This window comes from Gammaproteobacteria bacterium, from assembly GCA_040183005.1.
Taxonomy (GTDB): Bacteria; Pseudomonadota; Gammaproteobacteria.
This window is the reverse complement of sequence record JAMPIW010000002.1, coordinates 181,348-207,536: the sequence shown is the minus strand read 5'-3', so window position 1 is coordinate 207,536 and position 26,189 is coordinate 181,348. Positions and strand designations below refer to the sequence as shown.

Annotated in this window: 28 protein-coding genes; 4 read left to right on the top strand and 24 right to left on the bottom strand. The window is 64.0% G+C overall.

Annotation, left to right across the window (positions count from 1 at the left end):
• Positions 1-3 precede the first annotated feature (3 nt).
• Genes M3A44_02515 through M3A44_02410 form a run of 22 tightly spaced genes read right to left on the bottom strand, consistent with a single transcriptional unit; the run spans position 4 to position 21,655 of the window.
• Positions 4-399 (bottom strand): hypothetical protein, encoded by a 396-nt coding sequence (locus tag M3A44_02515; protein MEQ6340537.1) that lies wholly within the window; start codon positions 397-399, stop codon positions 4-6.
• Entirely contained in the window at positions 396-1,481 is a 1,086-nt protein-coding gene (locus M3A44_02510; GenBank protein MEQ6340536.1) for a hypothetical protein, read from the bottom strand. Before M3A44_02510 ends, M3A44_02515 begins: the two co-directional genes overlap by 4 nt.
• A 3-nt stretch (positions 1,482-1,484) precedes the next feature.
• Positions 1,485-2,750, bottom strand: a complete 1,266-nt coding sequence (locus tag M3A44_02505; GenBank protein MEQ6340535.1) for a hypothetical protein — start codon at positions 2,748-2,750, stop codon at positions 1,485-1,487.
• A 50-nt stretch (positions 2,751-2,800) separates the two neighbouring features.
• Entirely contained in the window at positions 2,801-6,364 is a 3,564-nt protein-coding gene (locus M3A44_02500; protein MEQ6340534.1) for a hypothetical protein, read from the bottom strand.
• A gap of 1 nt (position 6,365) precedes the next feature.
• Positions 6,366-6,773 carry a hypothetical protein gene (locus M3A44_02495; protein ID MEQ6340533.1) on the bottom strand — a complete coding sequence of 136 codons (408 nt, stop codon included), beginning with the start codon at positions 6,771-6,773 and terminating at the stop codon, positions 6,366-6,368.
• A 10-nt stretch (positions 6,774-6,783) separates the two neighbouring features.
• Entirely contained in the window at positions 6,784-10,827 is a 4,044-nt protein-coding gene (locus tag M3A44_02490) for a tape measure protein (protein ID MEQ6340532.1), read from the bottom strand.
• Positions 10,828-10,844: 17 nt separating this feature from the next.
• The gene (locus M3A44_02485) at positions 10,845-11,489 is read right to left on the bottom strand and encodes a DUF6441 family protein (GenBank protein ID MEQ6340531.1); all 645 of its coding nucleotides are present in this window, start codon (positions 11,487-11,489) and stop codon (positions 10,845-10,847) included.
• 5 nt (positions 11,490-11,494) lie between these two features.
• Positions 11,495-11,677: a hypothetical protein gene (locus tag M3A44_02480; protein MEQ6340530.1), complete on the bottom strand. Its 183-nt coding sequence runs from the start codon at positions 11,675-11,677 to the stop codon at positions 11,495-11,497.
• A gap of 17 nt (positions 11,678-11,694) precedes the next feature.
• Positions 11,695-12,096 (bottom strand): hypothetical protein, encoded by a 402-nt coding sequence (locus tag M3A44_02475; GenBank protein MEQ6340529.1) that lies wholly within the window; start codon positions 12,094-12,096, stop codon positions 11,695-11,697.
• 12 nt (positions 12,097-12,108) lie between these two features.
• Positions 12,109-12,861 (bottom strand): hypothetical protein, encoded by a 753-nt coding sequence (locus M3A44_02470; GenBank protein ID MEQ6340528.1) that lies wholly within the window; start codon positions 12,859-12,861, stop codon positions 12,109-12,111.
• Complete coding sequence (locus M3A44_02465) at positions 12,858-13,061, bottom strand: hypothetical protein (GenBank protein ID MEQ6340527.1); 204 nt, start codon at positions 13,059-13,061, stop codon at positions 12,858-12,860. The genes M3A44_02470 and M3A44_02465 overlap by 4 nt, the downstream gene beginning before the upstream one ends.
• The gene (locus M3A44_02460; GenBank protein MEQ6340526.1) at positions 13,058-13,504 is read right to left on the bottom strand and encodes a hypothetical protein; all 447 of its coding nucleotides are present in this window, start codon (positions 13,502-13,504) and stop codon (positions 13,058-13,060) included. Before M3A44_02460 ends, M3A44_02465 begins: the two co-directional genes overlap by 4 nt.
• 15 nt (positions 13,505-13,519) lie before the next feature.
• Entirely contained in the window at positions 13,520-13,822 is a 303-nt protein-coding gene (locus M3A44_02455) for a hypothetical protein (GenBank protein ID MEQ6340525.1), read from the bottom strand.
• A gap of 13 nt (positions 13,823-13,835) precedes the next feature.
• Complete coding sequence (locus M3A44_02450) at positions 13,836-14,840, bottom strand: major capsid protein (protein MEQ6340524.1); 1,005 nt, start codon at positions 14,838-14,840, stop codon at positions 13,836-13,838.
• A 24-nt stretch (positions 14,841-14,864) separates the two neighbouring features.
• The gene (locus M3A44_02445) at positions 14,865-15,245 is read right to left on the bottom strand and encodes a head decoration protein (GenBank protein ID MEQ6340523.1); all 381 of its coding nucleotides are present in this window, start codon (positions 15,243-15,245) and stop codon (positions 14,865-14,867) included.
• 3 nt (positions 15,246-15,248) lie between these two features.
• Positions 15,249-16,547: a S49 family peptidase gene (locus M3A44_02440; protein ID MEQ6340522.1), complete on the bottom strand. Its 1,299-nt coding sequence runs from the start codon at positions 16,545-16,547 to the stop codon at positions 15,249-15,251.
• A gap of 1 nt (position 16,548) precedes the next feature.
• Complete coding sequence (locus tag M3A44_02435) at positions 16,549-18,039, bottom strand: phage portal protein (protein ID MEQ6340521.1); 1,491 nt, start codon at positions 18,037-18,039, stop codon at positions 16,549-16,551.
• Complete coding sequence (locus M3A44_02430; protein MEQ6340520.1) at positions 18,039-18,260, bottom strand: hypothetical protein; 222 nt, start codon at positions 18,258-18,260, stop codon at positions 18,039-18,041. The genes M3A44_02435 and M3A44_02430 overlap by 1 nt, the downstream gene beginning before the upstream one ends.
• Positions 18,260-18,652 (bottom strand): hypothetical protein, encoded by a 393-nt coding sequence (locus M3A44_02425; GenBank protein MEQ6340519.1) that lies wholly within the window; start codon positions 18,650-18,652, stop codon positions 18,260-18,262. Before M3A44_02425 ends, M3A44_02430 begins: the two co-directional genes overlap by 1 nt.
• Positions 18,652-19,143, bottom strand: a complete 492-nt coding sequence (locus M3A44_02420; GenBank protein MEQ6340518.1) for a hypothetical protein — start codon at positions 19,141-19,143, stop codon at positions 18,652-18,654. The genes M3A44_02425 and M3A44_02420 overlap by 1 nt, the downstream gene beginning before the upstream one ends.
• A gap of 17 nt (positions 19,144-19,160) precedes the next feature.
• Positions 19,161-21,125, bottom strand: coding sequence for a phage terminase large subunit family protein (locus tag M3A44_02415; GenBank protein MEQ6340517.1), 1,965 nt, complete (start codon positions 21,123-21,125; stop codon positions 19,161-19,163).
• A gap of 2 nt (positions 21,126-21,127) precedes the next feature.
• On the bottom strand, positions 21,128-21,655 hold the full coding sequence (locus M3A44_02410; GenBank protein ID MEQ6340516.1) for an elements of external origin: 528 nt from the start codon (positions 21,653-21,655) through the stop codon (positions 21,128-21,130).
• 117 nt (positions 21,656-21,772) lie between these two features.
• Here M3A44_02410 and M3A44_02405 point away from each other — a divergent pair, with 117 nt between their 5' ends.
• The 4 genes from M3A44_02405 to M3A44_02390 all read left to right on the top strand — a co-directional run bounded on the left by M3A44_02405 (position 21,773) and on the right by M3A44_02390 (position 23,449).
• Complete coding sequence (locus M3A44_02405) at positions 21,773-21,970, top strand: hypothetical protein (GenBank protein MEQ6340515.1); 198 nt, start codon at positions 21,773-21,775, stop codon at positions 21,968-21,970.
• A 98-nt stretch (positions 21,971-22,068) separates the two neighbouring features.
• Positions 22,069-22,593, top strand: coding sequence for a DUF3489 domain-containing protein (locus M3A44_02400; GenBank protein MEQ6340514.1), 525 nt, complete (start codon positions 22,069-22,071; stop codon positions 22,591-22,593).
• A 29-nt stretch (positions 22,594-22,622) separates the two neighbouring features.
• Entirely contained in the window at positions 22,623-22,982 is a 360-nt protein-coding gene (locus tag M3A44_02395; GenBank protein MEQ6340513.1) for a hypothetical protein, read from the top strand.
• A 98-nt stretch (positions 22,983-23,080) separates the two neighbouring features.
• Entirely contained in the window at positions 23,081-23,449 is a 369-nt protein-coding gene (locus tag M3A44_02390) for a hypothetical protein (GenBank protein ID MEQ6340512.1), read from the top strand.
• Here M3A44_02390 and M3A44_02385 read toward each other — a convergent pair.
• Complete coding sequence (locus tag M3A44_02385; GenBank protein MEQ6340511.1) at positions 23,413-24,684, bottom strand: site-specific DNA-methyltransferase; 1,272 nt, start codon at positions 24,682-24,684, stop codon at positions 23,413-23,415. The two genes, M3A44_02390 and M3A44_02385, sit on opposite strands and share 37 nt — an antisense overlap.
• Positions 24,681-26,090 carry a site-specific DNA-methyltransferase gene (locus tag M3A44_02380; GenBank protein MEQ6340510.1) on the bottom strand — a complete coding sequence of 470 codons (1,410 nt, stop codon included), beginning with the start codon at positions 26,088-26,090 and terminating at the stop codon, positions 24,681-24,683. The genes M3A44_02385 and M3A44_02380 overlap by 4 nt, the downstream gene beginning before the upstream one ends.
• Positions 26,091-26,189 lie beyond the last annotated feature (99 nt).

Sequence of the window (26,189 nt, the reverse complement as noted above, 5' to 3'; positions counted from 1 at the left end):
GACCTACCCCAGGATCGCAGACACCATCCGGGCATCGCCACCCAGATAGAGATTGGTGCTGGCCAGCTTCACGTCACCGCTGCCATCGGTGCCGCTGCAGTCCAGATCCAGGGCCGTGACCTCGTTGCCGTTGACCAGCCGCGCCCAAGTGGCGATGCCGGTCGCCGTGATCAGCCCGTCTTCTTGCTGCGTCAGCGTCAAGAGTCCACCTGCAATCGTGCCTGCGGGTTTGGTCAGCCTGATCTCGACCAGCATCGCGCTGGTCGGCGTCGTGGCCGGGTTGGCGGGTCGTATCCCGCCGTAGATGCGCAGACGCGCCGGATTGCTACCGGCATCCAGGAATGCCAGGGTGCCCGCCAGTCGCGCCTCGTTGTGTTCGACAGTGATGGCAACGGTCACGGCATCATCTCCGGATGAAGGTTGTCCGCGATCACGGCGCGGTACATCTGCTTGTGGTCGTAGCTGACCACGGTGTATCTCTGGGCCGGGTCGATCAGATCGAACCGGTACGCGCCCGTGGCATCGCTCCAGGTTTCTGCCACCAGGACGCGGGTGTTCTCGCTGACCAGTTGCACTCGCCGCACCAGGGGCTGGTCGGGCTGCCCCTTCTCCTTGACGGTTCCGGCGATCACGCCGTGGCCACTGAAGTGGATGTCCTTGCGGCCATTCGGAATCGCGTGGAAGTGCCAGTCGTAGCCACCACCCCGGTTCCACAGCTCAGAGTTGGGGCTGTTCAAGCGCATCAGGTCGCAGTCGGCGTTGACGGCGATGTTGGCGGCAGGATCAGGCAGCACCGAAGTCGATCCACCGGCCAGCGGCAGCAGGTCATCGGCGGCGTTCACGCCCACGGTTGCCGGAAACGCGGGCAGACCTGACGGCGTGTCACCCGCAATCGCGTGGACGCGCGCCGTGGCCCCATACAGGAACACGCCCGGGATCAGCTTGCCCCGGTAGGCAGCATCCCCGACCTGGAATATCAGCACCCCACCGGCCTTGAACTGGATCAGACGAGCCCACGGAACGCCGTTGGCGTCGAAGGCTCCGACGATGACCTCGCATCGCAGGGTCATCCGCTGGCCGACGTTGAAGGTCGGGGCCACGTCTATAACGCCCGCGACCGGCTTCGCTCCATCGTTGACGCCGCCCGTCACTGCCGCGCCGTCGCCGAAACCACTGTTCCAGCGTGTCACGCTCCAGGCACCGTCAATATGTGCGAACCGGTAGCCCTCGGAACCGTTGCCGGTGGTCATCCACAGGCCGATGTGCTTGCGGGCGCTCGGGTCGGTCAGAAACTCAACATCCGCCTCGAACCAGAAGTCGCCGTGGGCGGTTTCGTTGAAGCGCAGGATGGACTGGCTATTGGGGGCCGAGATATCGATGGACTGCTGCACGTTGTTGTGTGCCGCGGCCATTCCGCCGAGGACTGCGGTGTAGCCGGTCGCAGGAGCCGTGGCGAAAGACTCGCTCAGCGGGTAGCTCATGGCTTACCTCCACGGGCCAGTGATGTCGAACGCGATCTGTGCGCCTTCCGTCTCCGAGCTGTACTGCGTCCTGACCAGCAGGAAGCGCTTGCCAGCCTGACCGACCACGTTGTCCACGATGGTCTGATCGCTGTAGGGCCGGTCTTGGGGCATCCACAGCATCCCGGGCAGGATGCCGCGCATATGGCCGTCCTCCTGCCGCACGTAGGTGGGCAACAGCCACAAGCTGTAGTCGGCTCCATTCGGGAACGGCATCGGGCCCCGACCGCAAATCTGCTGGCCGTTGTTGGTGTTCAGCGACGTGAGTCCGAACCGGACGGGATTGCCGAGTTGGGTGTGATTGCGCAGCAGCACCTTCCCGGTGAAGTCCAGGGACGAAACCAGCCCGTAGCCGCTGAACTGCCCTGGATAGCTCCAGTAGTTGCTCATCCCCGAGTAGTTGTCGTCGGCGGCCAGCACCGTCGCATAGTTGTCACCGGGTTTGAAGCTGATCAGATCGCCGAAGCAATAGCTGTTGCGGCCATACCAGCCGTAGCCCGCTGCATTGGTGCAGAACAGGAAGAACAGACGGTCGTCACCGATCAACACCCAGTTGCGACCTCCGCCGCCGCTGTCGCCGTTGCTTTCGTACTGGGGGCCACGTGCGTGGAACCATTTGTACCAACCCCACTGGCTAGCGGTGACCTGTTTCCAGTTCTGCGTCGGGTTGTTCGGGTCATACGGAGCCTGTGCGCCAACGATGGTGTCGATGTCGGACAGGTCTTCCACGATCCCGACGTTGGCCCACTTCGCCCACCCCGTCGTGTAGTTGGGCGTCTTGAGGCTGTTGTCGATCAGCAGGATGTTCTGCGGCGACTGTGGGTTTTTGCTGCGATAGGCGGCCTTGCTCGTCCCCGCGAACAGCTTCTCCCACCCAAGTGGAGCCACTTTGGCGCTCAGGTTAGTGGTCGTCGTCGCGGGCGACACCGGCGCTCCGGTCACCGCATAGGTGAAGGCGGTCGTGGTCGTCGACAGCACACGGAATGAACCGTTGTACTCAGGCTGCTCGGCTCCAGCGATCTCGACCACCTGAAAAGGCCGATAGGCGTGGCCGGTGGAAATGGTGGCTGTGGCGATGCCATCGGCGAAGGTCAGCGTGTCGATGGCCTTCAACGCGAAGCCGTTGACGAGGCAGGCATCAAGCATCGTCACCAGATCGCCCCAATTGTTGGCGATCTGCGGTGCGCCGGTCATGCCGCTGTTGAAGTATTTGACGGTCAGGTCGGTCATTTCATGGGTTCCTGCAAAAAGTCGGGTTCAAAGGGTGTCCACCCACGCCGTCAAGGCGTGTCAACATCCCCGCGAATCAGCAACGTGAAGTTGTCGTCGGGCACGGATTCCGGCCCCTGCTGGACGGTGCGCACCACCCAGACCGGGAACTGCGCGCCGATGGTGTTGAAGCGCAGCACGTTGCCGGTGGCCCAGCCATTGCCCCAGCCGAGCGCGGGCAGATGGAAGTACGGCACGCCGGTCGCCGGGTTGTTGGGCGCGCAATCCGCACTGGTGTTGCCCGTGGCGATCACGCCGACGTTCTCGCCGATGACTTCGAACGAGGTGCTGTTGGTCAGGCGCACGATCCAACGCTCGGTCAGTGCCCCCCGGTTCGTGACGCGGATCGGGTACTGCGTGTTGTTGAAGGTCGCTGTTGCAGAACTGCCCGACAAGGCATCCGACCACGTACCGTTCCAGGTCGACTGGTCGAACACCAGATTCACGCGGGCAAACAGGTCTCCGGCCACCAGGGCGCTGGAGACGTGACTCCCCAGCGGATATTCGTGTGTCAGGGCGCGCGTGAAACTGATCTCGCCACTGATCTGCACATCCCGTACCACGGCCATGTCCTCGATGCGGTGCTCGATGGTCACGGGCTGGCTGTAGCCCGACACGTTGATGAAGGTGACGGTGCCCGCTTCCAGATCGGTGGAGTACCCGGTGTTGATCACCGCTCCGTCGTGGCCGACGACGCGCACGCGCGACAGGCGCACCCGAGCGCAGTTGATGGTCTGGCCGTTGCTGACCGAGGTCGTGATCTTGCCGGTGTGGCCCACCACGGCGAAGCCGCCCGGGCGAAAGATCGGCACCCGCCCATCGCTGGGCAGGCGCACCGGATCGATGCCAAGCAGATCAGCGTCCAGCGGCAGATAGCTGTAGGCCACCGCGCTGTAGCGCACGCTGGATGCAGCCACCGGCTCGGGCCGGAAGATCTTGCCGTCCGTGCCCACCCGGTCGGCGGCGTACCAAGGCTGGCTCTCGTTCCCAGCCGCCGTGACCATCGTTCCGAAGCGCACGCGCACCAGACCGGTTTCGTAGTCGACGCTGCCGCTGATGCCGGTTGCCTCGATCTTGCCGTCAATCCCGGCCGTCACGCTTTGCGTGCCACCAACCGCGCGGGCGTACTGGATCGACAGCGACCCCGGACGCAGCGGTGCTGCGCCGGTGCGGAACACAAACTCGCTGGAGATGTTCTCGCCGACCGTGGTCACGCAACTGGCGCGTTGAATCGCGTTGTTCGTGCCCGCCGTCCAGGACGTCAGCGCTACGTCCCCTGACAAGTAGTTGATCGTGCCGCGCGTGACCCAGCCGCTGGTCGTGAATTCGCGCAACGTGCCCTGGCCGTTGTCGCCCCACGGCTGCGCTCCACTGATGGATAGAAGCACCGTGCCCGTCACCACCTGGGCATTCACACCCGGCACCAACTTGAAGGCCGGGAGGAACTGGAAGGTCTCGGACTGGTTGCTGGTCGAGCCCGCGCTGTTGTAGCGCAGCTTGACGTAGCCGGACTCGTCGTTGGGGTACAGCGATGGCGCATCAACGTAGGAGATGCCACCGTAGTTCAACCGCCACCGACCCGTGCCGTTGATGGCGACTGCCGTGTAGACCGGGCGCGGGATACGGATCGAGACATCCGGATTGAATGTCACCTGACCGGTTGCGTAGTTGACGGTGCCAATAGAGATCCCGTTCAGCACTACGCCGCCGTTCCCGTCATCTCGGGCGATCTGGGTGGGGTCGCGCCAGATCGAAACGGCGATGCCCATCTCCTGCAATTGAGCGAAGGTGTACGCGCCGAGAACCGCCTCGTCGGTGAACGTGTTCCACTCGACTTCGAGCGAGCCCGGTTCGATGGCTCCGAGGGTCGCGGTGACTGGCAGCGTCCCCGCGCCATTGCGGGAGGGGTGAGCGAACGAGTCCTCCTGCTTCGGGCCTGCGACGTAGCTCACAGTGAGTTGCGTGCCCACCGCTGGCAGCACATTGGGCGCGAAGTCCACGCGGTTCTGCGCCACGCTCAGACTGCCCGTGGCGGCACCCGACAGCACGCCCGACGTGGCCGCCGTTGCCGTCTTGGTGCCGCCGTACTCCCAGGACACGGTGAGCGACCCGGGTTGCACCGCCGTCCCTGCAGGTGGGTTCAATGCCAGGCTCTGGGCGGCCTTCAGGGTGGTGGATGGCTGCTGCGTCTCCTGCGTCGGCACATTCCAGGTCAGCACGAGCGAACTGCCTACGTCGGGCAACGCACCCAGCGTGACCACGAAGGCTCCGGTATTCCTGTTGAAGGTGCCCGCGCCGTAGCTGGCGTCCAGGCCCTTGAGCGAGCCGTTGCCACTGTCGGAAAGCACATACCAGCGCCCTTGGGCCATGTAGCTGATGGACAGCGTTCCGGGCTGCGGCACCGGGTTGACCGTGCCCACGTAGGACTGGCTGCGCGACTCGGGCGTGACCGGGATCTCCGAGCTTTGCGGAGCACGCAGAATCTGCGCGGCGGGCGTGTAGGTGATGGCCTTCGCGTTCGACATCGTCCCCGAGTTCAGGGTCAGGATGCCGTTGGCGTAGTCGATGGTTCCGACCGTCCCGCTGGCGGTCTTGAGCAGGCCTGCGTCGTCAAATATCGTGATGCCGTCCGTGCCGATGGTCAGTGACCCCGGCAAGCAACCGCCCGGCAGATTGAATTTGATGCTGGTCGTCCAAGCGTGGCTGGCCGTGTAGCTCACCGCGACGGCCCCTGGTACTGGCAGTCCTGCTGCCGCATACGGCGGCACGAAGGAAATGGGCGTCTCGGTCTGCGCGCTCGGCACCAACTGCGTGTAGATCGAGGTGCCCTTAATCGTGAAGTCGCCGACGGCGGCGGCCTGCGTCAGCGGTACTACCCCGACGTAGGTTCCGGCGTCCGCCACGACCGTGTCGCGCGTCTTGGTGCTATTCGCGGCGCGAGTGAACGTGCGACTTGCGGGCGAGCCGGTGAAGTCGTAGCGCAGGGCGTCGCTGATGTCGACCGTGACGATGCTGGCCTTGTAGTCCTTGTCGCCGTCGTAAGTGAAGGTGCGCTCGACAACGGACACCGAGGTGGCGCGGATGTACTGCTCTTTCTGAGTGCCCAGCCCCTCGTTCTCGATCAAGACCAAGGTCTGGCCGACATTGGGAACGGTGTCGGTGGTGCGCTGGAAAAGCTGAATCACCCGCTGACCGGCGATGTGGTTCTCGAACAGGTAGCCAGCCCACTCCGGGCCCTTGTTGAGGTAGGCCTCGATGCGGACTTGCGCCTGCTCGCGGGTGTCGAAGGTCTTCTCGGTGCTGAACAGCGTGACGCTGACGCGCGCATCCTGCGGCGGCTCTGCCACGATCACGTTGGCACCGAAGTAGGTGTCGGTGTCGTCGGTCTGCACCGACACGAAGGACTTGCGCAGGTTGACCCGACCCCCGGCGCGATCCAGCTCGGAGATGTCAGGAAAGATGGCGTTCGAGACGCCATCGGCAATGGTGTTGCCCGTGGGCGCGCCACCGCCCTCGGGCACATCCGCCATCACGGCGGACTTCAGCAGTTTCACGTCGCCGGATTGGATCGGCATTTCAAATCTCCAGGAATCGAAGGGTCATGCGATAGAAGTCAGTAGCGGCACGGGCCGGGATGCCCAGCACGGGCTCAGCTTCGATGGCCGTTTCCGCGTGGCGGAATGCCACGGTGAACGAGCGGCCATCGGCGAAGGTCAGGCCGAATCGGCCGGTAGCGCTGCCGACTGGAAGCGCGGCCCAGGCCCGCAGTTGCTCGACCGTGGCCCGCGTCACCCAAGCCATGTCGGGTGCGCCCACCAGCGTGATGGGGCGACCGGCTTGCCGGGTGGCAGACTGGATCAGCAAGGCTCCGGTGATGAGGTAAGACGTGGTCGCCACAGCTGGCGACCACGCGTGCTCGTCGCTCCACAGCAAGTCATCGGGCAATGGCAAAGCCACCCCGGTTTCGAGGTTCGTCAGTTGCATAGGGAAACCTTCAGGCAGTGCGGGCGCGAGCAGCGTCCAGCAGTTGCAGCAGACGAGACTCGTCTCGTGCGTCGACGGTGGCGTTGACCTTCTGCTGTCCCGAGGACAGTTCCACGCGTACCGTGCGGCTGGGTCCAGCATCGGTGGCCAACACCGGACGGGCCAGCCGCGACCCGCTGGGTTGCACCAGCCCGCCCGTGGCAAAGCCCTGAACGCCCGCAAGCGCACGCCCGGCCAGGGCTTGCGCCGGGGCCGACAGGTTGTTGATCGCTTCGAAAAAGCCAGCCCCGTAGCGGGACACGGCATCCTTGTTCACGACGAACTCGCCCGGCGTGAGCATCGCCGGGACGGTATCGGACTTGGCCATGCCGCCGCGCCGGTAGAACTCGCCCTGGTTCTGCTCCATGTAGTCGATCAGCTCGCGATCCAGGTCTTTGCCCCAGAGCAGTGGTTGGGCCATCGCCTGCCGCCACGTCTGCTTGATGCGCTCCAGGTTCTGGCGCTCGTTGCCGGTGAGCGTTTTACGACTGATGAAGTCTTCCAGCGCGCGCCGATCCTGCTGGGCCTGCTTGCCGTAGCTCTCCATCGTCTTGCTGCGCATATCCAGACTGACCGAGGCACCGTAGTTCCACTGGAGCCAATTGGTGTACTCGTTCATCCCCTGCAGGCCGAGGTCGATCATCTTCATAGCCTCGACTGCCTCCCGGTTCTTTTTCGGGACTATCGGCTTGCCATCGGGATCGGTGCCTTGAGATCGACCGTTGCCAAAGCCCTGCACGCGACCACCGACAGCGAATCGGGCGACACCGTTGGCCAGCCGTGAGAGCGCACCGCCGCCGTACTTCTGCACCGCCGCCTTGCGAATCACGAAGGCCCCAGCTTCCAAGGTGCGCGGCACGGTGTCGTGGTGGCCAGAGCCGGGAACCGATCCACCGCTCATTCGGGGAAAGGCCGGGGCAACAGCGCCGCCGTCAGCGAAGCGGCGCACGCCAGCGCCCACCAAACCGCCAGTCGCGTTTGCCTCTACCTTGCGCACATAGATCGTGTGCGTGCTCGAGGTGTTGGCCCCGTTGAGACTCATGATTTCCGAGCGGGCTGCGTCGGCATTGGTGCTGACCTGATGCCGGGACTCGGTCTGGATGCGGTCTAGCGCCTTGATCATCCCTTCGACGTTGGTGATCGCGGCCTGCGCCTTCTCGGTCGCCACCTTCAGTTCGAACTGCGAGTTCTGGTCGGCGTAGGTCTTGAGCTTGTCCAGCGCCTCCTTGGCCTTGGACACGTCGGCATCGACCGGGAGTGTCTTGCCCTCTTTCAGCAGTTGCTCGTACTGCTGCAGCTTTTTCTCGGCCTCCTGCAAGTCGGCCTGAATTTTGAGCAGGTACTCTTTTTCTGCCAGGGCCTTGTCCAGATCGGCGATGGCTTTGTCGAAGCGGGTCGTATCGGCGTCCAGCGTGACCTTCAGACCGTCTTTCAACTTGTCCGTGATCTGGTCGATCTGGTTTTCGGTCTGCGTGAGGGTCTGCTGGATTTGGTCGCGCGCTGTCAATGCTGACTGTGCGGCCGTCTGGTGCGCCTTGGCTTCGGCATCCAGGGTCTTGTTGAGGATTTCCTCTGACTCGCGGATGCGCTGGATGGCCTGATTGACACCATCCTTGCCTTGCGCAATCTGGGTGTCCGCATCCTTGGTCTTCTGGGCCAGTTCGGCGCGCAACGCGTCTGCTTGGCGCATCAGGGCTTCGGCTTGCGCGTATTCCTGCTTGCGATAGGCATCGCGTGACTGCGATTCGAGCTGGGTGACCTGCGAAACCGCCTGTTCGGACTGCTTGCGGGCATCTTCGCCGCGCTTGGCCTCGCTGGTTTGCGAGCTGGCCACCTGCGAGGCCAGATCCATCGCTTTCTGGGCGAGTTGCCGAGCCTGCTCGAACTCGCCATTGGCCAGCGCCTCGCGCGCCTTCCCCTGGTACTCGGCGATCTGACGCTTGCGGTCTTCTGTCGCCTCGAAGTCGGTCATGCCCTGGCGACGGATGTCGCGGACACGTTCCTCCGTCGTCATTGAGAGCTGGCGCTTCTCCTCCTCGATGCGCTTGATCTCAGTCAGATGCCGGTTGGCCTCAGCGTTGAGCGCATCAATGTGCTGCCGGTACTCGGCCAGCGCCTGCGTCATCGTCTGGCGCTTGGTGGCCAGGATGTCGTTTTCGACCCGCTGGACGTTGGCGCGGCGCTCTTCTTCCGTCTGACCCTGGCGGCGGGCCGACTCGATCCGCGCCTTGGACTCATCGTCAATGAGCTTCAGCGTGTCTGTCGTGGACTGCCGCCGCAACGTGGTCTGCTGCGTGAGGGCTTCCGTCAGCAACTGCGTCGACTTGGTGATCAGCGCCGCTTCGGACTGCTTGGATGTCTCCAGCGCCGACTGTTCCTGATGGTAGCGCGCCTTGACCGCTTCGATCTGGCGCAGCAGGTTGGCCTCGACGATGGACGTCAGGCCCTTGTAGGCCTCGGCCATTTTGGCGGTGGCGTCGTTGACCGTCTGATTGGCCTTGCCGACGGCCTGCTCGACCTCACCGAGGCGGGATTTCAGCTTCTCCAGGGCACTGTGGACGGCCTCGACGCCGCGCCCGACCGCCTCCTGCGTGCCCTGACGCACGGCTTCGAGCCGCTTGGCGATTTCCTCCGCAGCCGTCGCGGCGGTATTCATCGCGCCCTTGGCAGCATCCGCCCCCTTGGTCGCGTCGGCGTACATCTGCGCGAAGATCTGGTTCATCTCCGCGAGACGGGCCTCGTGGCGCTGGGTCGCCTCGGCAATCGTGTCCGAGGTGAAGATGGCGGCGAATGCCTCCCAGCGGTAGCGCAACTGCTCGACCGCCTTGACCAGCATCTCGACCATGAAGATGCCCGCCTTGCGGACGATCTCGAACTTCTCCGACAGCCACGTGCCGATCTCCCAGCCGACCAGGAAGGCACCCAGCACGGCGAATGCCGTCTTGAGCAAGCCGACGCTGGCCACGGCGGCCGACACCGACAGGTTGGCCGTCGTCCACGCCGCAGCGGTGGCACTGGCGGCCGTGACGGCCGCCGCACCGGCGGTCTGCCACGCGGTGATGAGCGCCGGGATCAGGCGGTAGATCAGCACCGCGAGCCCAACTTCGGCGATCCGCTTGAGCCATTGCATCACCGTATCGAGGTTGCTGGCCAGGAAGGTCAGCGCCTCGGCCAGCTTCTTGGTCAGGCCCGTCGATTCATCGACCCGGTTGATCCACTGCCCGAAGGCATTGCGCAGGCGCTCGAAGGCCTGGCTCACGGTCTGCGGCAGTTGGGCGTACTCGCTGGCCAGCTTGTCCTTCTGGCTCATCAGCGCGTTGACCACCACATCAGCAGTCAGGCGGCCTTCCTCAGCCAGCTTACGCAACCGCCCGATGGGCACGTTCAAACCATCGGCCAGGGCCTGCGCCAGACGGGGGCTGTTTTCGACGACGGAGTTGAATTCCTCGCCCCGCAGCACACCGGAGGCGAGCGCCTGCCCGAATTGCAGCAGGGACGACTGCGCCTCAGAGGCCGATGCGCCCGACAGGCGCAGTGCCTGCGAAATGCTCTCGGTGATCGTGAGCGCGTCCTTCTGCTCGCCACCCAGCATCCGAACAGCCTGCTGGAGCTTGCCGTACAGCGTGGCCGTTTCCTGAATCGGCACACCGATGCGCTGGGCGATGTCGAACAGGGCCGATTGCGCGGTCGTGAATTCACGCTGTCCCGCCGTCGCCAACTTCAGGCGCGCGGACATCATGTTCCAGGCATCGGCGATCTGGACGATCTCCTGCACCTTTCCTGCCGCCCAGCTGATCGATAGGAAGGCCAGCAATTGCGTCTTGGCCGTCGCCACCTGATCGCCGAAGGCCGACATCCCGGCCTTGACCTCGGCCATTCCGGCGGCAGCCTTGGCTCCGGCGGTCTTGGCGGTGGTCGACAGCTCACCGAGACTGCGCTCGGCCGACGTGATGGCGCGTTTGAGCCCCTCGTCGGCCCCTTCGAGCGCGACGAGGATGGAAATTCGCTTGGCCATAAGTTTTTCTCAGCCCTTCAATCCACCGTGCTGATCTGCTTCTCGACCGCCGCCGCCAGACGCGGGATGCGACCAGCGACCAGCCTCTCGACGTCGATACGCTTCTTAAGCACGACCTTGGGCACCAGGACGGCAATCGGGATGTCCGCGCCGCGCTTGAGGCGCTTGATGCCCTCTGCCTTGCGGTAGCGGCGCTTGAAGCCCGCCAGTGGCCGGTCGTGCTCTTTGATGTTTTCGGCCATCAGGACGATGTTTCCCTTCGCGTTCTTGATGAAATAGGCATTGCCGCCGCGCATCAGCTCGGCCACCTGCGCCTTGAAGCGCTTGCGGCCCACCCGACCATTCAGTGGAATCAACATCCGCCCGGCAATCTGGCCGCCGGTCTCGTGCATCCCCGACCACGGAATGCGCGAGCCCACGTAGAGTGCAGGCAGTCGGCTCGGGTTTTTGTCCAGCACCTTGGCGGTAAAGCCCTTGAGAAAGGACTTCTTGACGACGGCCATCTGGCTTGCGACGTGACTGCGCACGTCCTGCTTGAGTTCGACCGCTTCGCTGGCAATCGCCCGCGACACCGCTTTCTTGACCTTGTTGCGGAACTCGCCGCCCCACCGGCGCAACTGCGCCTGGGCTGCGGCGCTATCGATCTGGACGGAAATGCGCATGGTCGTCAGGCACGGTCGGCGGCCTTGTCGGTGAGTCGGTCGAGGGTTTGGTCAAGGTGACGGGCGTCGCCGCGCGTGCCGATGGCAATCACTGACAGCAGCCGTGCATCGCGGGCCGCATCGGTGCGCGCCGTCGCTGCGACGAAGCCGAGCACCTGCGCCAACGTGTAGTCGAGGATGTCGGGCAAGCGGTGCCCGTGCTCGATCAGGTGCTGGACGGCATCGAACCAGCCGCCGCTTTCACGATGGGCGGCAGCTTCACTTGGCCGAACAGCCCGTCGAGCTTCGGGATCACCGTCCGGGTAAAAAAATCAGCGTTCACCTCGATCACCTTGGCCGCTAGCAGGATTGCCTCGTCGGCAGCCAGCTCATCGACCCACGCCCGAGGCTTGCCGACGGCAATGGCGATGGCCGACAGCAGGTCGTCGCCGCGCTCGCCGAACAACGCCAGCCAGTCGATGTTGGAGGCAGTGAGCTGCTGCATCACCGGCGAGATCGCTCGCAGAAAACCGGGCATCTGCCCGACCTTCAGCGGTTTGATGGCCAGCGGCTCACCGTCGATCACCAGTTCGACCGCCTGCGGAATCAGGGTGTCCAAGTCACTCATGGCTCACTCCGATCAGAGTTGCACGATGCGGCCGAACTGGCCCAACACCGCGTCGAAGGGCTTGGTGGTGTCGGCCAGCAACGAGCCTTCCAGCTCGAACTTGTTGTACTCGTCCGAGATGAAAGAGATTTCCTTCAGCGGATCGAAGGCCACGCGGTAGAGCTCGACCAGCACCTTGGCATTGCCCTGGGCCGTGTTGATGCCTTCGAGCCGCAGGAAACGCTCCGGCAGTGCCTGCGTGAAGATGCCGATCTCGGTGGCCACACCGTAGGCGTAACTGGCCTTGAACGGCGCAGTGAAGCCGGTGGTATCCAGAAACTGGAGGGCCCCGAAGTCGGGATCAGCCGTGTAGTTCGTGCCCAAGGCCAGGGTCGCGGGCGTGCCAGCCGAATCCGTCACGACCAAGGACGACACCTTCGGGTGGGCCAGGAAGTAGCGGTCGCCCGCAATCGGGGTGGCACCGCCCACAGGTTCGGCCGTGACCGTGCCCGGCGTGCCGACGACGTGGTTGCCGTAGAGGGCCAGCGCCAGGTTCTCCTTGGTGAATTCCTCGATGGTGAGGTTCACGGTGGCGGACTTCTGCTTGACCATCCGGTGATCCAGCGAGCGCTGGCCGGTTTGGCTTTCGTAGTGCTCCAGCACATCGGTCTTGAGGGAGAGCTTCAGCTCGGCGACGTTGCCGGGCGAGCGCACTTCGATGGGAAGGCCGTCGATGTCGCGCTTGCCGAGGAATACGCGGCCTTGAAAACTGGCATAGGTGCTCATTGCTTGGGTTCCTTGCGTTGGAGGGGTTTGGGTTCGGGAATGGGTTCAGCGGTTGGGGCGGTCGGCTCCGGGGTGGCGATACCGTGCGCGATCAGCCAGTCGGCGAAAGTCGCATCGATCTCGACCCGTTCACCGACGCCATACGCCTTGCCCGCGTGGGTGTGCGGGCGCGTCAAAACGAGGTGGGTCATAGGTGTCATCCAAGGGTTGAAAGGTCATTGGCCAGCGTCCGGTACGTGATGCGATAGCGCGCAGGGAGCGCCACGGCCACCGCATCGGCGTCCTCGACTTCCCACTCGCATTCCTGCTCCCGGATGCCGAGCGCCAAGCCACCGAGATTCCCGTCCGCCATCAAGGCGGCGTGGACGGCGGTAAGCAGGCGGTCGGCCTCGGTTTCGGGAGACGCGGGTGGAACGGCCCGAGCCAGAGCCACGACGCGAACGGTCAGTTCGCGTGTGACGCGGTCGTTGGCGCGCTCGGTGATGGACTCCGACTCGGGAAACACCGCGAGCGCCGGGCAAAGTTCGCGGCTGATGGCCACCGTGGGCGACCGGTGCAGCGTGGCCCCGAGCCCTTCGACTGCAGGACGGGCAGCCGCCATCACCGCCAGCAGAATCCGCTCGCGGATCGAGTTGTCAGCCATTGGCGAATCTCCCGTTCAGAGCCGGGTGAGCTTGGCGCGGATTTCGGAGCCGTCGCCCACAGCCCGGATGTCTCGCACCTGGAAGGTCGTTCCACCGATCTCGACCACCTCGCGCGCAGCGAGCCCCACGAGCGCGGTGGCCGGGTAGGTCATCACGTACTCGGTGCTCAGGGTCAGTCCGTCGAGTACGGTGTCGTCAGGGGCCGCGAAGCCGACCTGATGGGTCTGCAGCGCGGTGCCGTCTGTGGGTTGCCAGCGGCATTCCCGCAAGAATCCGACGTTGGCGGCGGCCTCGTAGATCGCATCAACGACATTCATCGCTGCAACCCCATCAACCTACCGTGAGCTTGACCAGCACGCCCGGGCGGTGGCACATCGGCAGCGGGTTGGCCTGCGTGTGCAAATCGGTGCCGCGATCGAACTTGCGCGGCTCCTGCTTGGCGTAGAGGACCTGACCCAGCGTGTTGGCGGTCTCGTTGAAGTCGGCCGGCGCGAAGTAGGTGCTGAAGGTGTCCACGGTTCCGAGCGGAAACGCATGGGCCTCGCCTGCCGCGATGAAACGACGGGTCGTGCCGTTGGCGTCCGTCGCCTGGCCACGGTATTCCTCGAACGTGACGCCGCCGAAGGTGAAGCCTGCGCGCATGTCGTTGATCAACACCGCGCCCTGCTGCCAGTAGGTGAACGCCTCCTTGACCTTCGGGTGGTCGGTCAGTGCGTCGTAGAACTCCGGCGAGCACAGGCAATGAATGCCTGTCATGAACTCACCCTTGAGGTTGTCCTCCAGGTGGCGCAGGACGTCGGCGCACTTCTTCTTGACGTTCGCGTTGGCATTGGCCAGATCGAAGCTGACCGCCGCCGGGGTGATGTCGAACTCGTCGTAGAGGTCGTAGATCACCGAGCCGTCGGCGTCCAAGATCACGCCCTTCAAGGCACCCATGCGAAGGTGCTCCAGGGTGATGGCGTGCTTGTTGCGCATGGTCTCGAGGTGGCGTGCCATCACACCCGCGACGGACTCCATCTCGGTTTCAGATCCGAACGACCGGATGCCCTGGACTTCCTCGGGCAGTACCACGTCGTCATGCGGGATGTGCGGAATCACGAAAGAGCGGACCTTGCGCTTGCCTCGGGTGCCGACAGTGCCCGGGGCACCGGGCGGCAGCGTGGGCAGGAGATTGAGTACGCCGTTCTGCTCTTCAACGATCACTTGGCGCGTACGCACCGGCTTGACCGGAAAGAGGTTCAGCGCCTCCATTCGACCGTAGCGGTTGGGAATGATGTTGATGGCGGAGGTCAAAGCCGCCATCGAAAAGGCCGGAGTGTTGAACGGGTTGTTCATGGGTGATTTCCTTGTGTAGATCGATCAGGCGGACTGGCGGATGAGAATGCCGCGCGCTTCGAGTGCGGCGGTTGCAGCCGCCTTTTGCTCGGCAGTGATGCCAGTCGGCCAAACGACGGCATGGGTGGCGACCACGGCGTGACGCGCGAGCAGCAAGGCGTCATCGCGCTCGATCAGGGTGGCGTTGCACGCACCCAGCAAGATGCCTGCGGGAAGATCCGCACCGTCGGTCGCGTTGGGATCAAAGCGCTTGACCTTGCCAGTCGCCGTGACGCGGCCCACCACGGCGCCAAGCTCCAGGTTTTGACCGGACTCCACGGTGACCTGGTCACGCGAATAGTTGAGGCTGTCCTCTTCGTACTTGATGAGGTCGCCGAGATTGAGGGGTTCGTTCAGAGCGGGCATGGATCAGTCCTTTCCAGTGAGTTTCTTGACGGCTTTCATGAGGGGGTTCTGCTCGGGCGATGCAGCCTTTGCAGCAGCGTCCGGGTGGATCACGGAGGAGATCTCCGGGCTCTCGGCGCGCGATGCCAACAGCGATCGGCGCACTTGGGCTTCGCTTGCACCTTCAGCGAGGAACGCTGCTGTACGCTGCGGCTGACCTGCCAGTTGGCAGAGCTCGGCGATAGCCACTGCATCTGCGCGAGCCGTCTTGGTTGCGGCATTGACGGCTTCCTCGAGTGCAGTACCATGGTCTTTCGCGACCTCCGGCACTGCGGGAGTGGCAGCGGGCGAGTCCGTGGAAACCGGGGTTGCCGGATCAGTGCTGGTGCCAGGGTCTTCTGCGTTCATGTGAACTTCCTTTCTGTGGGGCTTGGAGGTTGGAGTTGCGGAAATGGACGAACTCTGGGTCGCCGCATTCCGCACACGACGAGCCGAAACGGAACTGGCAAGAAAAGTGGTGAAATCACTCACGGCAGCGTCAAAGCCGCCCGTGACATCTGCCAGGCCCGCCGCCACCGCATCGGGGCCGAAGTACAGGCCGGCCTGGGTCGACCGCACGAAGCGCGACTCCAGTCCCCGCATCGCAGCGACGTGGTCGACAAAGATTCCGTAGAGACGGTCCACCTCGGCTTGAAGGCGTGCGGAGGCTTCCTTGTCGAGTGGCTGGTGCGGCGAGAAGTCGTTCTTCTGATCACCCGCGGTGATCGCCGTGTAGCGGTAGCCCGCCTGCGCATCCCGAGCGGACTGGTCGACGTGCATGGCGATGACACCGATCGAACCCATGCCGCCGGTCTGTGTGACGTAGACGCGAGATGCTGCGCACGCGATGGCATAGGCCGCCGAATACGCGGAGTCGGAGGCGATCGCCCAGACAGGCTTCACGGCATCGGCTGCGCGGACTCGATGAGCGAGTTCGAACACACCGCCTGCCTCGCCGCCAGGTGAATCGACGTCGAGCAAAATGCCCGACACGGCGGGATCAGCGACTGCCGCATTGAGCATCGAACCCAGCTCGGAGTACGACGCCAGACCAGACGCCGCATCCAGGCCAAGCACGCGGCGCACCAGCGTTCCGTAGACCGGGATCACGGCGATCCCAGTGGGCGCGCTTGACTGATTGCGGGTGACCGGGGTCGGTAGCGCCGACTGGGGTTCGGGCCAGTGAATGCGCTCGCCCAGCACCGACAGGATGATGTCCAGTTTCGAGCGCGCAACGAGGAGCGGCGTCCCGTACAAACGGGACGCCAAGTGAGGCAACTGCATGTCAGTTTCCTTGGGGAGGTGGGTCGGAGGGAACCGCTGCTGCCGGAGTCGGCAGTTCATGACGCGGGTCCGAGTCAAAGACGAGTCCAAGCCCGTCCGCTCTCGCGTTGTCTGCTGCAATCTCCCGGTCGACGTCCTCGGCGTCGTACCCATTGGCAGAGATGGCCTCGGATCGGGACATCAGACCGGAGCGAATCGCGGCCTTCATCGCATCGGCTTCCTTCAGCGGATCGACCCACTGCCAGCCCTGGGGAATCCACTTGACGGCTTGGTAGGTCCGGCGCTTGGCCACGCCACCACGGGCAAAGCCAGGCAACGAGAGCGCGCCTTCCAGAACGGCCTGGGTCATCCACGCTTGCCAGATCGGGCGGCACAACTGATGAACGATGACGCCGTGCTGCAAGGATTCGACCCGACGCCGAAACTCAAGCAGTCCAGCCCGGATCGAGGAATAGTTGACCTGGGTGAGATCACCAGTGAGTTGTTCGTAAGTCACGCCCATGGCCGCCGCCACAGCGCGGAATTGCATACGCAAGAACTCGGAGTAGGACCCACCAACATCGGCAGGCTGGGAGAACTTGATGTCCTCGCCCGGCTCCAGGATCTGCATGGTTCCGGGCTCAAGGCCCGCGAGTGCCACGCCGGTAGCGTCGGCCAAGCCTTCTCCGAGCAGACTGTCTTCAGGCGCGAGGCGCGTCACGAAACCGGCGAACATGGCAGCGGTCTTCTTGCGAACCAGTTCAGCGTCGTCGTACTGATCGAGCTCGTTGAGCTTGACCAACGCCCGTGCTAGCCAGGGCTCGCCCCTGATCTGACCCGGGCGCATCGGACGAAAAAGATGCATGACCTCGGAAGCGTCCACGCGCACCGTGGCCAGTCCACCATCGCCGGACATCGGCGCCAGCATTCCGTCCTCCGGATGCGAACGGTAAAGGTGATACGCCACGCGCCGGCCCAATCGGTCGAACTCGATACCAGCACGAATGACGTTGCCGTTGTCCGCCGTGATGTTCAGGGTGACGGGCAAATGCTCTGCCTCCAGCACCTGGATCTGCAAAGCCACCGGCAGACCGTCTTCGAGTCGGCGGTAGCGCAATCGCACGATGGCTTCACCGCCTTCGAGCATCGCGCGGCATGCCAATGCCTGCAGACCGTAGAAGTCCGTGAGCCCGGCCGCATCTGCCTCCAACGCCCAGTCACGCCACAAGGTTTGGATTGCTTCACGCTGTTCAGCAGCCTTCACCATCGACTGCGGCTTGATCCCAGTCCCGATGGCGTTGGCCACATACGATTCCAGGGCGGCGTTGGCCCAGGCGTTGCGGCGTACCAAGTCACGGCTCTTGGCACGCAACTCGGACTGGGTATGGAGCAGCGCACCAACCGCGCCCGGGTTTCCCACCATCCAGGCCAGAGATCGACGGCCACCGCCGATGCCGTCATACGTAGGACTGGCGCCGAACAGCTTGCGGCGGATGTTTTGAAATAGGCGCATCAGAATCCCTTGCCTGTGGTGAGCCGGACCTGTCGCGCTGTGGGGGGAATGAGTCCAGTAGCGGCGGCCTGTTCCAAAATTCCGCGCTTGACCTCGCGAATTGCAGCCTTCAGTTCATCGACCGAGCGGTACTCGACGGTCTTGTCGCTGAAGCTGACGCGGTGTTCGCCCTTGGCGAGCGCGGTCTCCAATGCCTGGAGTTGGGCTTCTGTGTAGGCCATTAGCGGTACACCACGAGGTTGATTTCAGAGGAGTCGTCAAATGAGGCCGCAGCCGTCGCACAGGAGATGTCGACGTACTGCGCGGTCTTGAGGTCGGAGCTGGCACGCACAAGGGCCACACGCTGCTGGCCGGTGTTGGTGCTGCTGCGAGCGAGTGCCGTCCAGCAGTAATTCGCATCCGGCATCGCTACCGCGAAATGCACGCGGTACCGGCCCGCCGCCGTGCGCACCACGCTGGCGACGTTGTGCGCGCTGGCGATCACGACCTGACCGCCCACGTAGCCGAAGCTGACCCACACCCGGGCAATGCCGGGATGCGTGGCGTCGATCTTGGTTTTGACCTCGAAGCCGATGCGCGCCGCCAAAGCGGCAATGCTGGAAGCGAGGCTCATCAGGCCAGCGCGCCGTCAAAGATCACGACGAAATCGGTGTCGGTGTTGCCGACATCGCTGACCGCGACCGCCCCGATGTTGGTGCGGGCCTGCAGCTGCTCGGCGACCGTCAAGGTCTGCGCCGCGTCGAAGCGGACACGGAGATTGACCGCAGCCAGAATCGCATCCAGACCGCTGGTGCCGTTCTGCAGCGCCTGCTGGATTTCCACCAGGGTGTCGTAGGCGGCGTCTGCACCACCCAGAATATCGGCCTTGAGCGCGTCCAGCAGCGACACGATCTTGTTCGACGAGTAGGTGCTGGTGGTGGCGATCTGGTTGTCGTCGATGGCCATCGCGGACAAAACCGCCGCCTTGAGCTCGTTGATGGCGGCGACCAGACTCGACTTGTCGTTGGTGGACAGGCTGGCCAGACTGCCTGCCGTCGCACGGACGTCGTTGAACTCCTGAGCAACCCGGATGACCAGGCTCTCGATACGGGTGGCAAGACTCATGAAAACTCCTCTGAAAATCAGGACAACCAGCGGCTTTTGATGACGCGCCGCCGTGGTGGGGTTGCAGAAACAGAGAGGCCACCTCGTTGGGTGGCCTCGTCTGGGTCGAATGCTTGAATCGGCGGTGGCTCATCCGGTGGCCGCTCCATCCCGAGTTGGCGCTCCAGTTCGCGCCAGTGGCGTTCCTCGAAACGATCAAGGCCCGCCGCCGATGCGGCAGCCCGGGCGTACACGTAGCAATCGAGCGCTTCATTGCGCTCGCGCATCTTTTGCCACTCGCGCACCGGGAAGCCGTTGCGGTCACGGCGGGTAATCAACTGCTCGGCGCAGAGCTGCTGGATGAACTCTGCGTCGATCTTGGGCAGATGGACGAACCCCGTCGGGTAGAGGATGGTCACGCCGTCCTCGCTGACGTCCGCGCCCTTGCGCAGGTTGTTGTAGAACTCCAGCTTGGCGATGCCAACCGCCACCGTGAAAACCTTGATGCCCCGGCGCAGCTTCTTGCCGCCCTGCGAAACATCGATGGCCGTCGGCGTGCCGATCAGGGCCGCGCCGCGCGGCACCCCCTTGACCGGCATCACGCGCGGGTCGCGGCAGGCACGCACGAAGGCGTAGGCCTCCTGCGTCGCAAAGCCGGTGTCCAGGGCGAAACGGGCCAGCGGCATCACCGCGCCCGAGGCGTGTGTCCAGTTTTCGGCAAGCAACTCGGCGAGTCGCTTCCACACGGCGTCTCGGGCGGTGTCGCCCATCAGCACGCGGTGTTCGACCAGCCAGGACTCCTTGCCGCGCCCGAAGGCCCAGATGGACGCCTCGATGCGATCCTTCTGCACGTCGGCAGCGCCCACCAGGAGCAATCCGCCCGGTGGCACCGTACCGATCCGGTAGTCCTCGCGGCGTTCGACCAGCCTTTGCCAGTCGGGTGCTTCGCCTTCCTCGACCCAGGTTTCACCCAGTTCGGTGTTCTTGAAGGTCTTGATGGCAGCCGCCGAACCCGATTCCTTGTTGACAGAGCTTTCCCACGCTGCGGCAATGTCGCGCCAACCGCGCCAGCCAACCGGGCTGTAAAGCGACGACAGGTGAAACCCCGCTGTCTTGCCCGTGCCGTCGCTGATCATCGCGCGCCACTCACCGTGCTCCAGCATCCAGGTCTTGTGGTGCTCGGCAATTGGCTCATCGCAGGACTCGCAGATGTAGGACGCCGTGTCCGGTTGTCCCTTCTCCCAGCGCAACTGTTCGAAGCGCAGCCACTGGCGATGCGAGCAATGCGGGCACGGCACGAAGTAGCGGCGCTGATCACTGGCTTCGTACTCGCGTTCGATGGCGCTCGCCCCCGAGATCGTCGGCGTCGACACGATGAAGATCTTGCGCCGGGCGAAAGTTCGCGTGCGCGCCTCGGCCAGCGAGATCGCATCACCTTCACCCTCGACGTCCAATGGATAGCCGTCTACCTCGTCGAGGAACAAATACCGAACCGGCATCGAGCGCAGTCCGACCGCGCTGTTTGCACCGGTCATCACCAGGACGCCACCCCGGAACTCCTTGGCCAGAATGGTGTTGCCCGAGTCGCGTGACCGTGCTGGCGAGATCAACTCGCTCAGTGCCGCCGACTCCTCGATCAACGGATCGATCCGCTGCTTGGAATTGCGCTTGGCCATATCCACCGTCGGCCATACCGCCATCATCGGCCCCGGCGCGTGGTGGATCACATAGCCAATCCAGTTCGAGCCCATTTCAGTCGCACCGAGCTGTGCGGCCTTCATGAACACCACGCGCTCGACCGGCGAGGTAGGCGACAGGCAGTCCATGATGGCCTTCAGGTACGGCGTGCGGCTGGTGCGCCAGCGACCGGGCTCGGCCGAGGCCTTGCTGGACAGCATCCTGTGCCGATCCGACCATTCGGACACCGAGAGCAGAGGATCAGGTGTGAGCCCTTCACGCCACGCGCGCTCGATTTCGGCAGCGCCTTCGTATTCAACATCCAGCATCAGTCCACCCGGGGCCGCAGTTCGCCCAGTTCCTGCAGGTGCTCACGTACCGCCGCCTCCAGGGCGACGTGCATCGTGTGCGGATCAATATTGAGCTTGGCCGCCATCTGCGCCGAGATGCGCGCGGGCCAGTTCAGCCACGCATCGCGCTCGGAGCGCGCCAGCTTGAAAACATGGGCGATGGCCTGCGGCCGATCCACCAACTCGCCCTTCAGTCGGGCCAGACGCACCTTGTTGGTCTGCGCCTTGACCACCTCGTTGACCGTCCGCGCCTGAAGCAGCGACGCACCACCAGCAGGTAGAGCTGCAGGCCCGTCGCCGCCACCCTCTGGCACGACGACCTTTGCGACCTTGGCCCGCGTACCGGACTTCGGCACATCGGAGTTGCGAGCCCACTCGCGATCAGCACGGTCGGCATCAATGGTGCCGTCAGCCTCCGGCGTGATCCGACCTGCGCGAATTGCCTTGTGAACAGCGGTGTCAGTCACACCACGGTGACGGGCGTAAGCGCGAATCGAAATGCCCATTTTGAGAACCGGTTACCCCTTCAATCATTTTTTCGACATCCACTCGAAATCAGCTTGGCTTCTCTCTGGAACAGCGCGTTCATACGGACGTCATCAACACCATCAAAGGAAGCAGCAATGAGCAAGTTCGAACAACTCCTGACCCAGATCGCACAAAACAAGCTGGGGATCGAAACCCTGGAAACCCGCAAGTCAGACAGCCTCGACTTCCACGACGTGGCGGTCTGGTGCCTGCGCGACGCCCTGGAGGCCGCGTTCAACGCAGGCGTCGAACAAGGCCGCAAGGCGGCGAAGTCGGACAAGGCCAACAGCTGATCAAGAACCTTCGAAGCCAAGCAGAAAACGCTTGGCTTCACTCCCGAACAGCGCGTTCATCACGTCACCCCATCAACCCCTTGCACAAGGAGAAGCAAATGACCACCACCCAACTGACCCCGGCCCAGCACGCGATCCTGGCTTACGCCCTCGAACACACCGACGGCAAGATCGACTGGTTCCCCGACAACATCAAAGGCGGCGCACGCAAGAAGGTGCTCGACGGCCTGTTCAACCGCGCGCTGATCACCTCCGACGGCACCCACTGGTTCGTCGCCGCCGAGGGCTACGACGCGATGGGGCGCGCCCGGCCAACGCCTGCGCCAGTGGCCGCAGACCCTGAACTCGACGCAGCCGTGACGGCAGCCGAGGCCGCGTGGGCGCAAGAAAAGGCGGCCGCCAAACCTCGCACCCGCGAGAACAGCAAGCAGGCCAGTGTGATCCAGATGCTGCAGCGCCCCGAAGGGGCAACGGTGCAGCAGATCTGCGAGACCACCGGCTGGCAGGCGCACACGGTGCGCGGCACCTTTGCCGGTGCCTTCAAGAAGAAGCTCGGGCTGACCATCGTCTCGGACAAGGCCCAGGGCAGCGAGAGGGTCTACCGGATCGCCGCAGAAGCCTGATCGCAACGCCAACACCCAGGAGAACATTCATGAGCACCATGACCATCACCATCGAACGCACCCCGCGCACCCTGCAGTTTGGCGACACCACCTTCCAGGTCGAGGAGTTGAGCGTCCGATTGCCGTTTGCCCGCAAGCCTGCCGACTTGGACGAAGTTGGCGGCCAGGGTCAGACCAAGGTCTATGTCACCGAGACCAAGGAACTGACCGTCGACGAGTTCGATGCCTTTGCCCGCAGCCTGTTGGTATCGCGCGACTGGCTGCGCGGCAAAGGTGGCGGCACCGGCGACGGCTATCTTTGCGTCGAGGTCACCGCACCGGGTCGCCCCTACCTTTACGTGAATCCAGAGGGCGGCGACTACGCCCGGTACGTGGCCCGTCTCGGGTAATCGAAATTGATTGAGAAAGAGGCCAAGAACAGCTTGGCTTCTCAATCGAACAGCGCGTTACTACGGGTGTCGCAACGATCAACCCCAAGGAGCCAGAGATGAACATCAACCAGCAAATGCCCGCCACCCAGAACGATGCCTGGGGCTTTTGGGGCACGATGAACGAACACGCCAGCACCGCGTGGCCCCTGGCGATGACCGCCATCTCCGACGCTACCGGTCAGCCCCTCGAATCAGTCCGGTTCTTCCTCGACAGCCGCCACGGACGCCACTTTGCCGACGAGGTACAAAACGGGCTGTACCGGGGTCAGCCCCTTGCAGATGCCATCAACGCCGCCACCCGGCAGTGGATGGGCTGGACGATTGGCCGCCAGACCAGCAAGGAATATGGCATCCCGCGCGGTTTGCCCTACCTGACGGGCTTTGTGATTCACTGCGAGATCGCCGAGGAGTCGCTCGCCGCCTGATCATCGAACAGCGCGCCATCCGAATCGCGGGTGGCTTGCTTGCCAGTCCATTCCTGCCAGCGGCGCACGATCACGTCCACATACTTAGGGTCGAGTTCGATCAGCCGTGCCAGCCGCCCTGACTTTTCGGCGGCGATCAGCGTCGTGCCGGAGCCCCCGAACGGGTCGAGCACCGCGTTGCCCGGTCGGCTCGAATTGCGGATCGCGCGCTCGACCAACTCCACCGGCTTCATCGTCGGATGCAGGTCGTTCTTCTGCGGCTTCTTGATGTTCCAGACGTCGCCCTGGTCGCGGTCGCCGCACCAGTGACGCTGCGCGCCCTCGGGCCATCCGTACAGGATCGGCTCGTACTGGCGCTGGTAGTCGGCCCGACCCAGCGTAAAGGTGTTCTTGGCCCAGATGATGAACGTCGACCACTTGCCACCGGCGGCGCGGAATGCGGCCTGCAGTACATCCAGTTCGCTGGACGACATCGCCACGTAGATCCCGCCCCGGCAATGCGCGATGGTCGGCGTCAGCGCCGCCAAAAGGAAGTCGTAGAAGCCGTCGCCGAGGTTGTCGTTCAGGATCGCGCGGTCCTTGCCACGCATCTTGTCCTTGGCGCTGTTGGCGTAATTCACGTTGTACGGCGGGTCGGTGAAGACCATATCCACCGGCTCGCCATCAAGAACTCGGTCGTAGCTCTCAGCCACGGTGGAGTCGCCACACAGCAGACGGTGGCCGCCGAGCAGCCAGACATCGCCTGGACGCGAAACCGGAGTCTCGCTGACCTCGGGTACCGCATCGTCATCGGTTTCGCCTTCGCCATCCGGCTCGTCGCCCGCCATCAATTCGGCCAGCGCATCTGCATCAAAGCCGGTCAGCGACACGTCGAAGTTGTCGTCCTGCAGTGATGCGATCTCGATGCGCAGCATCGCGTCGTCCCAGCCCGCGTTCTCGGCGATGCGGTTGTCCGCGATCACCAGTGCTCGGCGCTGGGTCGAACTCAGATGATCGAGCACCACCACCGGCACCACCGCCAGCCCAAGCTTCTGCGCAGCAGCAAGCCGTCCGTGACCGGCGACGATCACGCCATCGCTGCCCGCCAGGATCGGATTGGTGAATCCGAACTCGGCAATTGACGCGGCGATCTGCGCCACCTGATCGTCCGAGTGAGTACGCGCGTTGCGGGCATAGGGCAGCAGCTTGGCAGTCGGCCACTGTTCGATCTTGTCGGCAAACCAGGAGGCGGTCATTGCTCTACCTCCGTGGTGGCCTGACGTTCATTGACCACCTCGTCGAAGGACTGGCCTGTGGCCAGCAGCGTGACGGGCACGCCGGGGTGGTTCTGCTGGAAGCGCATGATGGCGACGTCCACGTACTCCGGCGCGATCTCCACGCAGCGGCACACACGACCCGTGCGCTGCGCGGCCAGCATCGTGGTACCGCTGCCGCCAAAAGGTTCGAACACGATGTCGCCTGCGTCCGTATAGGCCTCGATCACGAACTCGGGCAACGCCACCGGGAACACAGCCGGGTGGTCGATGTCCTGACCAATCTTGCCCTTGTGCCGCATCACGCGAATCACCGAGTCGGGAATCCGGGTGTCCTGTGTCGGCTGGCCCTTGTGCGTCCAGCCGCCGACCTCGCCGTCCTTACCACGCATGGCCGTGGACGACCCGTCTGCGCGCAGGTGCGACTCCTGGCCCGCGTGCTTGCAGGGCACGATCTTGTTGGGTTTGCGACTGGCGCGGTTGAAGTGAAAGACGAACTCGAAACTCGGGGCGAAGCGACCGGCCCAGTCCCCGGGCATCCCTGGCCCTTGATCCCAGACGTACCAAGCGAAACGCCGCCAGCCCTGCGTGCGCATCCAGCCCAGCCACGCATCCCAATACGGGATGACTTCGTTGTCTCGATGGATCAGCCCGAGGTTGACCAGCACCTGCCCGTCGTCGGCCATTGGCACCTTGGCGAACACACCGCGCATCAGGCCATCCCAATCGGTGATGCCGCCGGAGGTGTAGTCGCGCTGGTTGCCGTAAGGCGGTGAGGTGAAGCACAGCCGGGCCGCATCGCCCTGCATCAGCTTGGCGACTGCTGTCGGGTCGGTGGCATCGCCACAGATCAGACGGTGGGAGCCGATGGCCCAGACATCGCCGGTGCGGGACACCGGCACCACAGGGGCATCCGGCACATCGTCACCAGCGTCTGGCTCGTCGGCATCTGCCTGCTGGTCGGCGTCATCGGTTTCCACCTCGTCAGCGAGCAAGGCCTCGATCTCTGCATCCTCGAAACCGGTCAACGCAAGGTCGTACCCGGCCTCGGACAGCTCGGCCATTTCCAGCGCCAGCATCTCCTCGTTCCAACCGGCGTCGAGCGCCAGCCGGTTGTCAGAGATGACGTAGGCACGCTTCTGCGTGGGCGAGAGGTGCGCCAGTTCTATGACCGGCACCTGATCCAGCCCGAGCTTGCGCGCGGCGGCCAGACGACCGTGGCCCGCAATGATCCCGTTGTCGCCGTCCACCAGAACCGGATTCGTCCAGCCGTACTCGACGATGCTGGCGGCGATCTTGGCCACCTGCTCATCCGTGTGCGTGCGTGGATTACGGGCATAGGGGATCAGCGCCTCGACGTTGCGGTACTCGACGTTGAGCGTGTTCAGAATCGGTTCCTCAAAAAGAAAGCCCGCCGACGGAAAACCGTGGGCGGGCTCGTGATGGGTGCGGACTGGTGCGGGTGCAAACTGCAAACCCTGCAAACC